The sequence below is a fragment of the Streptomyces sp. NPDC006384 genome (genome assembly GCF_042870695.1).
In the GTDB taxonomy this organism is placed as follows: Bacteria; Actinomycetota; Actinomycetes; order Streptomycetales; family Streptomycetaceae; genus Streptomyces.
Map to the genome: position 1 here is coordinate 164267 of NZ_JBIAHR010000006.1, position 9235 is coordinate 173501.

The 9235-nt window shown below is 72.1% G+C and carries 11 protein-coding genes; 3 read left to right on the forward strand and 8 right to left on the reverse strand.

The features are described 5' to 3' along the window. Positions 1-86: 86 nt before the first annotated feature. From ACFYOJ_RS10000 to ACFYOJ_RS10020, 5 genes are all read right to left on the reverse strand, one after another. A complete protein-coding gene (locus ACFYOJ_RS10000) occupies positions 87-725 on the reverse strand; it encodes a GNAT family N-acetyltransferase (RefSeq protein WP_356553943.1) in 639 nt (212 codons plus the stop codon). 132 nt (positions 726-857) lie between these two features. Then, on the reverse strand, positions 858-1685 hold the full coding sequence (locus tag ACFYOJ_RS10005; protein WP_356553941.1) for a MetQ/NlpA family ABC transporter substrate-binding protein: 828 nt from the start codon (positions 1683-1685) through the stop codon (positions 858-860). 63 nt (positions 1686-1748) lie between these two features. Then, entirely contained in the window at positions 1749-2486 is a 738-nt protein-coding gene (locus ACFYOJ_RS10010) for a methionine ABC transporter permease (protein ID WP_356553939.1), read from the reverse strand. After that, entirely contained in the window at positions 2483-3520 is a 1038-nt protein-coding gene (locus ACFYOJ_RS10015) for an ATP-binding cassette domain-containing protein (protein ID WP_356553937.1), read from the reverse strand. The genes ACFYOJ_RS10010 and ACFYOJ_RS10015 overlap by 4 nt, the downstream gene beginning before the upstream one ends. 439 nt (positions 3521-3959) lie before the next feature. After that, entirely contained in the window at positions 3960-4610 is a 651-nt protein-coding gene (locus tag ACFYOJ_RS10020) for an HAD family hydrolase (protein ID WP_356553936.1), read from the reverse strand. A gap of 97 nt (positions 4611-4707) precedes the next feature. Between ACFYOJ_RS10020 and ACFYOJ_RS10025 the strand changes: the two genes are divergently transcribed. Both ACFYOJ_RS10025 and ACFYOJ_RS10030 read left to right on the forward strand, forming a co-directional pair. After that, positions 4708-5067, forward strand: a complete 360-nt coding sequence (locus ACFYOJ_RS10025; protein WP_356553934.1) for a hypothetical protein — start codon at positions 4708-4710, stop codon at positions 5065-5067. Between the two features lies 1 nt (position 5068). Next, the gene (locus ACFYOJ_RS10030) at positions 5069-5497 is read left to right on the forward strand and encodes a hypothetical protein (protein ID WP_356554064.1); all 429 of its coding nucleotides are present in this window, start codon (positions 5069-5071) and stop codon (positions 5495-5497) included. A 31-nt stretch (positions 5498-5528) separates the two neighbouring features. Here ACFYOJ_RS10030 and ACFYOJ_RS10035 read toward each other — a convergent pair whose 3' ends face one another. The 3 genes from ACFYOJ_RS10035 to ACFYOJ_RS10045 all read right to left on the reverse strand — a co-directional run bounded on the left by ACFYOJ_RS10035 (position 5529) and on the right by ACFYOJ_RS10045 (position 7903). Next, entirely contained in the window at positions 5529-6026 is a 498-nt protein-coding gene (locus tag ACFYOJ_RS10035) for a GNAT family N-acetyltransferase (RefSeq protein ID WP_356554063.1), read from the reverse strand. Between the two features lie 57 nt (positions 6027-6083). Next, on the reverse strand, positions 6084-6578 hold the full coding sequence (locus ACFYOJ_RS10040) for a sigma-70 family RNA polymerase sigma factor (RefSeq protein WP_356553932.1): 495 nt from the start codon (positions 6576-6578) through the stop codon (positions 6084-6086). 122 nt (positions 6579-6700) lie between these two features. Continuing rightward, complete coding sequence (locus ACFYOJ_RS10045; RefSeq protein ID WP_356553931.1) at positions 6701-7903, reverse strand: glycerophosphodiester phosphodiesterase; 1203 nt, start codon at positions 7901-7903, stop codon at positions 6701-6703. A gap of 506 nt (positions 7904-8409) precedes the next feature. Here ACFYOJ_RS10045 and ACFYOJ_RS10050 point away from each other — a divergent pair. Further along, positions 8410-9081 carry a lysophospholipid acyltransferase family protein gene (locus ACFYOJ_RS10050; RefSeq protein WP_356553929.1) on the forward strand — a complete coding sequence of 224 codons (672 nt, stop codon included), beginning with the start codon at positions 8410-8412 and terminating at the stop codon, positions 9079-9081. The last annotated feature ends 154 nt before the right edge of the window (positions 9082-9235 follow it).

The following is a 9235-nucleotide window of genomic DNA, read 5'->3' on the forward strand; positions in this document are numbered from 1 at the left end:
GTGGTCGCGGATCCGCTCGCGGGCGGGCTCCGTGAGGGTACCTGGTGCGGCCTGGGGGCGTGGTGGTGACGCCGCCGTCCTCCAGGTCAGTTCCAGTCGGTGAAGGCGGTGAAACCGTCGCCGCCGGCCAGCTGCTCCCCCGCGCCCTCGAGGTCCTCCGGCAGCAGGCTCCACACGATGAGGTCGGTGCGGACCTCGCTCCAGATGCCGTCGTCGGCGCGGGCGCGCGCTATACAGGCGCCGCGCAGGACGCCCTCGCTGATGCAGCCGATCTTCTGGGCGACCTGCTGGGCGGCGGTGTTGTCGGCCGCGGTGCGCAGTTCGATGCGTTCGAACTTCTGGTCGCCGAAGAGCCACTGGGCGGTGGCGAGGGCGGCCTCGCAGGCGTAGCCCTCGCCGCGGGCCCAGGGGGCGACGACGTACGACAGCTCGGTGGAGCGCACGTGCCAGTTGGTCCGGGAGAGCTGGACGAGGCCGACCAGGCGCTGGGTGAGGAACTCGGTGACGGCGAGGACGAGTCCGCGGCCGGTGGTGCGCTCGGCGGGGGCGGACCCGGTGGTCCAGGCGCGGGCGCTCTGCTCGGTGAAGGGCTGGGGGACGTCGGTCCAGGCGACGACCTGCTCGTCGTTCATCATCGCCGTGAGGGCGGGCACGTCGTCCTCGTCGAGGGGGCGCAGCACCAACCGCTCCGTGCTGATGGAGATGTTGGGGAAGGTGCTCGTCATGCGCCGCTCCGTAACCTGTGTGACCTTCGGTCCCTGCTGAACTGCCCAGCATGCAGCATCAGAGCACTCAACCACACCGGGGGTCCGCTCCCGCCGGGCGGACCCCCTGGTGCGGCGGGCGGGCCGGGAGGGTCAGAAGGAGGGGAGGACGGCGCCGTCGTACTTGTCCTCGATGAACTTCTTCACCTCGGGCGAGGTGAGGAGCTTGGCGAGCTTCTCGACGCGCGGGTCCTTCTCCTGGCCCTCCTTGACGGCGAGGAGGTTGCTGTTCGGGTTGCCCTTGGCGCTCTCCAGGACGAGGGCGTCCTCGGCGGGCTTCAGACCGGCCCCGATGGCGTAGTTGCCGTTGACGACGGCCGCGTCGACGTCGTCGAGGGAGCGCGGGGTCTGGGCCGCCTCCAGCTCCTTGAACTTGAGGTTCTTCGGGTTGGCGGTGATGTCCGCGGGGGTCGCGGAGGTGCCGACGCCGTCCTTGAGGGTGATGATCTTGTTGGCCGCGAGCAGCTGCAGGGCACGGCCCTCGTTGACGGTGTCGTTGGGGACGGCGACGGTCGCGCCGTTCTTCAGGTCGTCCGCCTTCTTCGCCTTGTGGGAGTAGAGGCCGAGGGGCTCCAGGTGCACGTCGACGACGGACACGATGTGGGTGCCGCGCTTCTTGTTGAAGTCGTCGAGGTACGGCTGGGTCTGGAAGAAGTTGGCGCCCACCGAGCCGTCCTCCGTCGAGGTGTTCGGCGTGATGTAGTCGGAGACCTCCTTCACCTCGAGGTCGAGGCCCGCCTTCTTCGCCAGGTTGTCCTTGACGTAGTGGAGGATCTCGGCGTGCGGGGTGGGGCTGGCGGCGACGACCAGCGGGCCGGAGGTGCCGGCGGCGGAGTCCTTGTCCGAGCCGCAGGCGGTGAGCCCGAGGGTGAGGGCTCCGACGGCGAGGACGGCGGTGGTGAACTTGGCGGTGTTACGCACGAAAAGTGCCTTTCCTGAAGGGTGGTACGACCCCGTCCCGGCAGGGCGGGGAGTCTGGGTGGGTCAGACGGCCTTGCTCACGTCGGCGGGCGCGGGCTTCCCGGCCTTCAGCAGCCGCAGCCGGGGGGCGGTGCCCGAGCGTGAGCCGCGGCGGTGCAGGGAGCGGGCCGCGTAGTCGCCGGCGAACTGGATGAGGGAGATCACGACGGCGAGGAGCGCGACGGTGATCCACATCATGCCGGTCTCGAAGCGCTGGTAGCCGACGCGGACGGCGAGGTCGCCGAGGCCGCCGCCGCCGACGGTGCCGGCCATGGCCGAGTAGCCGATGAGGGCGATGACCGTGGTCGTGGTGCTGGAGATCAGCGACGGGAGCGCCTCGGGCACCAGGACCTTGCGGACGACGGTCCAGGTGTTGCCGCCCATGGCCTGGACGGCCTCGACGAGTCCCGCGTCGACCTCGCGCACGGCGGTCTCCACGAGCCGCGCGAAGAAGGGGATGCCGCCGATGGCGAGCGGCACGATCGCGGCCTCGCTGCCGATGGTCGTGCCGGTGATCCACCGGGTGAAGCTCATCAGCGCGACCATGAGGATGATGAACGGCATCGAGCGGCCGATGTTCACGATCTGCCCGATGACCTTGTTGACCACGACGTTCTGCAGCAGACCGCCCTTGTCGGTGAGGACGAGGAGGACGCCGAGCGGAAGTCCGGCGACGACGGCGATCAGGGTGGACCAGCCCACCATGACCAGCGTCTCCCAGGACGCCTGCTCCAGCAGGGGCTGCATCTCGGACCAGGTCACTTGGCACCTTCCTTCACCGGCGCGGGCCGGTCCTCGTTCACGACGTCGATCTGCAGGCCCTGTTCGCGCAGGAAGCCGACGGGCACGACGTTGTCCTCGTAGCGGCCGGGGAGTTCGATGCGCATCCGGCCGATCTGGAGACCGCCGACGGTGTCGATGGCGGCACCGAGGATCGAGATGTCGATGTTGTAGGTGCGGGAGAGCTGGGAGATGACGGGCCGGGTGGCGGCCTCGCCGTGGAAGGTGACGTCGAGGACGGTGCGGTCGGCGCCCGTCGGCTCGCCGCCGACCGGGAAGAGGGCGGCGGCCAGTTCGGAGCCGGGCGTCGCGAGCAGGTCGCTCACGGTGCCGGACTCGACGATGCGGCCCTTCTCCATGAGGGCGGCCGAGTCGCAGACGCTCTTGACGACGTCCATCTCGTGCGTGATGAGGAGCACGGTCAGGCCGAGCTGCCGGTTCAGGTCGCGCAGCAGCTGGAGGATGGAGCGGGTGGTCTCCGGGTCGAGGGCGCTGGTGGCCTCGTCGGACAGCAGCACCTCGGGGTCGCCGGCCAGGGCGCGGGCGATGCCGACGCGCTGCTTCTGGCCGCCGGAGAGCTGGGCGGGGTAGGCCCCGGCCTTGTCGGCGAGGCCGACGAGGTCGAGCAGCTCCAGCGCCCTGCGGGAACGTTCCCTCCCGGACCTGCCGAGGATCTCCAGGGGCAGTTCGACGTTGTCCTGCACGGTCCGCGTGGACAGCAGGTTGAAGTGCTGGAACACCATGCCGATACGGCTGCGCGCCTGCCGCAGCTCCTTGCCCGCGCGGGGGCCGCGGCCGGCCAGCGCGGTGAGGTCCTGTCCGGCGACGGTGACCGTGCCGGAGGTGGGGCGCTCCAGGAGGTTGACGCAGCGGATGAGGGAGGACTTGCCGGCGCCGGACTGGCCGATGACGCCGAACACCTCGCCTTCGCGGACGTGCAGGTCGACGCCGTCCAGGGCGGTGACCTCGCGGCCGCGTGAGCGGTAGACCTTGGTGAGGCCCGATGTGGTGATCACGTGGGTTTCCGTCACTGTCGAGTGCGCGGCGCGGGTGTGTGCGCCGGGCACGGGGCGTTGTTCTTCGGGGGTCTCGGGGAACCTCGGGAACCTTCGGAACGCGGCACGGTTCTCGCGGTGGCGGTGCGCCATGGCGGTGGGACCGGGGGAGAAACGTGTGCGCGGGGCGTGGCTCGGCCGCGTGCGCGGGACGCGCGGGCGGACATGAGCGGGCGCTCGCTTCGGGGCGCGAGGCTCAGGCGGTGCGGGGGCCCTCTAGAAGGCGCGCATTCGACAGCACATACAACGAGCACCGGGCGTCGTCGTCGCCTCGGTCGCAGGGGTGCGGTCGCTCGTGGTGCTCATGCCGATCAGTAAAGCAGACCGGTGCCCCTGAACGGACACCGGTGTCCGCATGCTGGACGGCGGTGGACGGTGCCCGGTCGGGGGCGGCGCGGCCTCAGTCCCGTACGGAGATCTCGACGCCTTCGTCGGTGACCAGTACGGACAGGGCCGAGAGGTCCCCGACGACCAGGTCGGCGTCGAGTTCGCCGGCCCGGTGGGTTGTGGCCAACGCCACGGTGGTCATGCCGGCGGCGCGGCCCGCCTGGAGTCCGGCGGGGGCGTCCTCGAAGACCACGCAGGCGGCCGGGTCGACGCCGAGGGCGCGGGCACCGAGCAGGTAGGGCTCGGGGTCGGGCTTGCCGCGCGTGATGTCGTCGGCGGCGACGAGGGTCTTGGGGAGGATGCCGACGGCGTCGAGCCTGGCCTCGGCGAGGCGCCGGGTCGCCGAGGTGACGACGGCCCAGCGGTCGCCCGGCAGCGCGCCGAGGAACTCCCGGGTGCCGGGCAGCAGGTGCACGCCGCCGTTGGGCACGTCCTCGACCTCCAGCCGCTCGATCCGCGCGACGGCCTCCGGTACGACGCCGGCGGGCAGCAGGTCGGCGGCTATCTCGGCGGCCGGCCGGCCGTGCAGCTCGACCCGCGCGAACTCCTCGGGGGTGATCCCGTACTCGTCGGCCCACCGCGTCCAGCAGCGGAGCACGGACTCGATGGAGGACACGAGGGTCCCGTCGTTGTCGAACAGGAGGGCCTGGGCATGGATCTTCATGCCTTCGACCCTACGACGCCGTCCGCGGCGCCCGGGCCGGGCGGTGCGGGCGGGGCCGCGCGCAGGGGGCCGTTTCGGGCGTAATAGGGTCGCTGCCATGCTTGACGTCCTGACGCTGGTGATCTCGGTCGCCGCGCTGCTGCTCGCCGCCTGGTGCGGCTGGGCGGCCTACCGTGACCAGCCGACGAAGGACTGGCACTTCCTCGGCATGGCCGTGGTCTCGGCGCTGGTCCTGCTGCAGCTGGTGGTCGGGATCGTGCAACTGGGGCGGGGCGAGAAGCCCGGGCAGGGCACGGTGATCTTCGTGGCGTATCTGCTGGGTGCCTTCGCCTGTGTTCCCGCGGCGGGGTTCATGTCGCTGGCCGAGCGCACCCGCTGGGGCTCGGTGACGGTCGCCGCCGGCGGTGTGGTCCTCGCCGTCCTCGAGGTGCGGCTGTATGACATCTGGGGAGGCTGAGATGACGGCGGCCGAGGAGAAGACGGCCCGGACCCGGCTGACCGGCGGGCCCGGGATCCTGCTGGTGTGGCTGTACGGGGTGATGGTCGTCGGCGCGGTGTCGCGGTCCGCGTACCAGATCGCGACCGAGTTCGACCGGGCGCCGCTCGCCTACACGCTGTCGGCCGTCGCCGGCGTCGTCTACGGCTTCATCACATACACGCTGGTGCGCGGCGGGGAGAAGGCCCGCAGGGCGGCGCTGGTGTGCTGCGCCGCCGAGCTGGTGGGTGTGCTGGCCGTGGGGACGTGGACGCTGGCCGAGCCCTCGGTGTTCCCCGACGCGACCGTGTGGTCCGACTTCGGCATGGGCTATCTCTTCATCCCGGTGCTGCTGCCGCTGACCGCGCTGTACTGGCTGCGCAGGAGCGCGCCGCACCGGAAAGCCGCCTGACACCGCCGGGCGGCATCGGGCGGCGCCGGTCTCACGCGGTCGTGGCGTACGCCTCGGCCGGCTTCTCCAGGACGATCATCGGGACGCCGTCCGTGCCCTCGGCGGTGCCCACCGTCTCGTAGCCGACCCGCCGGTACAGGCGCAGATTGCCCTCGCTGCGGTGGCCGGTGTGCAGGCGGAAGCGCGTGGCGCCGTGCTCCTCTGCGAGGGCGGCCTCGGCGGCCCTCAGCAGCCGGGCGCCGATGCCGTGGCCCTGGAGGCGGGGGTGGACGCAGAGCCTGGCGATGGAGGCGGCGCCGTCCCCGGTCACCCGGCCCCGCACCGAGCCGACGACCTCGTCGCCGAGCCGCGCCACGAAGACGCAGTCGCGGGCGACCTCCTCGCGCACGGAGTCGAGGGTCTGGACGAGCGGGTCGATGCGGTAGTTGCCGTACAGCGCCGCCTCGCTCTGGAAGCAGAGGTACTGCAGCCGGAAGATCTGCTCGGCATCCTGCCCGGTCGCCGCCGAGATGGTCACGCTCATGCCCATGTGCGCATGCCTCCCGCTCACCTGATCACCTGTGGTCCCCCACTCCTATCCCCGTCCTCAGCGGGCCGCAACCTCCGGTGTCATCAATCGCCGTAGACATCCCAGACATCTGGAACGTTCCGGGCCGAGACTGCCCTGTGAGATACCCAACTCCCCTGCGATCTCCCGGTAGGTGAGGTCCCGTGGGGAGAGCAGGGCCTCGATCAGGCGGGGGCAGCGGCCGGGCAGCCGGCGCACCGCGTCGCGCAGTGCGCGGTGGCGTGCCGCGGTCAGCGCGAGCTGTTCCGGCCCGCGTTCGGCGGCGTCGGCGGGCTCGGTCGCGTAGGGCCGCTCGGCGCGGGACGTACGGCGGGTGCGGCGGGCCTCGGTGCGAACGGCCCTGCGCAGCCAGCGGTGGGGGTCGCGGGGCGGGCCCTCGGCCTCCAGGCGTTCCAGGAGGCGCAGCCAGACCGCCTGTTCCAGGTCTCCGGGATCGGCTCCGGAGGCATATGCCTCGGCCGACACTTCCGCGGTGAGCAGCGGGCGCAGGGTGGTGACCAGGTCGTACGTCATATGCGGTGCGACGCGGCCGCCCCGGCGACGGTTGCCCGGGGCGGCCTTCTCTCACCCCGACGGGGCGGTGTCGTACGTCGGTTGACGCGGGGCGGCCGGTGTCCGGCGGCCGTGGTGCGTCCTCAGCGGGCGAGGAAGTCCTCGCGGGCCAGTACGCCGGTGTCCGGGTGGTCGGTGAAGACGCCGTCGATGCCGGTGGCGAAGTAGGCGCGGTAGGCGCCGAAGACGTCGCCGTAGGCGTCCGGGTCGCCGCCCCTGCGGAAGTCCGCGGGCAGGAAGGGGTTCTCGTTGCGCAGGGTGTAGGGGTGCAGGATCAGGCCGGCGCGGTGCGCGTCGCGCACGAGCGTGGTCGGCTCGGTGAGCCGGCCCGCCGGGTCGCGCGGGATGATCAGGTCCAGGGTGGGTCCTATGCCCTGCGCGTAGGAGGCGATCTCCTTCAGGCCCTCGGGCGTGATCAGGTCGGCGACCCTGCGCGGGTCGCCGCTTTCGACGAAGTCCCAGGGGCGGCTCTTCGCGCCGGACAGCAGGACGGCGAGGGGGTTGTCGACGAGCTTGTTCATCCGCTGGATGCTGGTGGGCTCGAAGGACTGGATGACGACGGGCGAGTTCTTCCGGTCCTTGCCGTACTTGCGCAGCAGCCGTGCGAGCCGCTCCTCCGTACCCAGGCCCAGCTTGCGGAAGTAGGTGGGGTGCTTGAGCTCGGGGTAGATCCAGACCTGCCTGCCGCGCCTGCGGGTCTGCTCGTTCTGCCAGCGCAGCACCTCTTCGAAGGTGGGGATCTCCCAGCGGCCGTCGTAGAGGGTGTTGTGCGGGCGGTTGGCGGGGATGCGCTCGGTGGCGCGGAGCGTCTTCAGCTCGGCGAGGGTGAAGTCCTCGGTGAACCAGCCGGTGGTGGAGACGCCGTCGAGCAGCTTGGTGCGCTTGCGGTCGGCGAACTCGGGGTGGTCGGCGACGTCCGTGGTGCCGCCGATCTCCGGCTCGTGCCGGCAGACCAGATGGCCGTCCTTGGTGGGGACCAGGTCGCCGGCCTCGACGATGTCGGCGCCCATGTCGAGGGCGAGTTCGTAGGCGCCGAGGGTGTGCTCGGGGCGGTAGCCGCTGGCGCCGCGGTGGCCGATGACCGTCGGCACGGGCAGGCCCTTCAGGCCGCCGCGTCCGCCGTGCCCGGCGCCGTGCCGGGTGTCGGCGGCTCCCGCCGTGCCGGACAGGCCCAGGACGGCTCCGCCGGCGCCGAGCACCGCCGCGCCGAGCAGTGCCCGCCGTCCGGTGCCGCCGCCCGCCTGTCCGTCCTGCCGCCGTGACCCCTGCGACTCCTGCGTTCCCATCGGACCCTCCCGCCGTCGACCTTCGGTGCGGGCCGATCGTAGGGGCGCGTACATGACCAGCGGGAGACCTCCGACGGAACACGCGGGTGACCTGGTGTGTCGAGCGGGGGTCAAGACGCCGGGGAGACGGGGCGCCTGACACCTCGTCGGCTTGGACCGCCCGGGGCGGGGTACACGATCGGTGGCCGTGCTCGCCGTGGCAATGCCCGTCGGGGCCGGGGATCCGGGCCGGACGCGGTCCGCGTACCGGCGTGTCCCGCGGGCCCGGACCCGGGCGGTGCCGGCGGCCCCCGGAACGGAGTCGCGAGGCCCGTGGAGGCGGTGCGGACGCGAGTTGCCTCACATCCCGCCGCCCGTGACACGGCCGCGCGGACACCGGCACCGCAGGTGAACGCGTGTCAACAGCGGGTGAGACACCTGTGTACCGGCGTGCGCGACCCCCACGGCCGCGAGTAATGTCCTCACCTGCACAGACTCATACCGCATCCCCGACACCGGAGGACCCGTTGTCCCGCTTCGCGCTCATCAAGGCAGTGCTCGGTCCGGTCATGCGCCTGATGTTCCGCACACGGGTGGAGGGCATGGAGAACATCCCGGGCGACGGTCCGGTGATCCTGGCCGGCAACCATCTCACCTTCATCGACTCGGTGATCATGCCACTGGCCTGCGACCGGCAGGTCTTCTTCATCGGCAAGGACGAGTACGTCACCGGCAAGGGTCTCAAGGGCCGGCTGATGGCCTGGTTCTTCACCGGCGTCGGCATGATTCCGGTCGACCGCGACGGCGGCCGGGGCGGGGTCGCGGCGCTGATGACCGGCCGCCGCGTGCTGGACGAGGGCAAGGTCTTCGGCATCTACCCGGAGGGCACCCGCTCCCCCGACGGCCGCCTCTACCGGGGCCGCACCGGCATCGCGCGGCTCACCCTGATGACCGGCGCCCCCGTGGTCCCGTTCGCCGTGATCGGCACCGACAAGCTCCAGCCGGGCGGCGCGGGCCTGCCCCGGCCGGGCAGGGTCACGGTCCGCTTCGGCGAGCCGATGGAGTTCTCCCGCTACGAGGGCATGGACCGCGACCGTTACGTCCTGCGGGCGGTGACCGACTCCGTGATGGCCGAGGTGATGCGGCTGTCCGGCCAGGAGTACGTGGACATGTACGCCAGCAAGGCGAAGGCGGCGTAGCCCGGGACGTACGGACGCGCGAACGGCGGGGGGGGGGCCCCGCCCGGGGGGGGCCCCCCCCGCGGGGGCCCCCCCCCCCCGGGGGGGCGCCCCCCCCCACCCCCCCCCGGGGCCGCCCCCCGGACCACGCCCCGACGGGGGGGGGCCGCACCAC

What these genes read in the sequence shown, in the direction of transcription:
- ACFYOJ_RS10000 (WP_356553943.1), bottom strand. Translation starts at nt 725, where the DNA reads ATGACGAGCACCTTCCCCAACATCTCCATCAGCACGGAGCGGTTGGTG.
- ACFYOJ_RS10045 (WP_356553931.1), bottom strand. Translation starts at nt 7,903, where the DNA reads ATGGGAACGCAGGAGTCGCAGGGGTCACGGCGGCAGGACGGACAGGCG.
- ACFYOJ_RS10030 (WP_356554064.1), top strand. Translation starts at nt 5,069, where the DNA reads ATGACGGCGGCCGAGGAGAAGACGGCCCGGACCCGGCTGACCGGCGGG.
- ACFYOJ_RS10040 (WP_356553932.1), bottom strand. Translation starts at nt 6,578, where the DNA reads ATGACGTACGACCTGGTCACCACCCTGCGCCCGCTGCTCACCGCGGAA.
- ACFYOJ_RS10025 (WP_356553934.1), top strand. Translation starts at nt 4,708, where the DNA reads ATGCTTGACGTCCTGACGCTGGTGATCTCGGTCGCCGCGCTGCTGCTC.
- ACFYOJ_RS10035 (WP_356554063.1), bottom strand. Translation starts at nt 6,026, where the DNA reads ATGGGCATGAGCGTGACCATCTCGGCGGCGACCGGGCAGGATGCCGAG.
- ACFYOJ_RS10020 (WP_356553936.1), bottom strand. Translation starts at nt 4,610, where the DNA reads ATGAAGATCCATGCCCAGGCCCTCCTGTTCGACAACGACGGGACCCTC.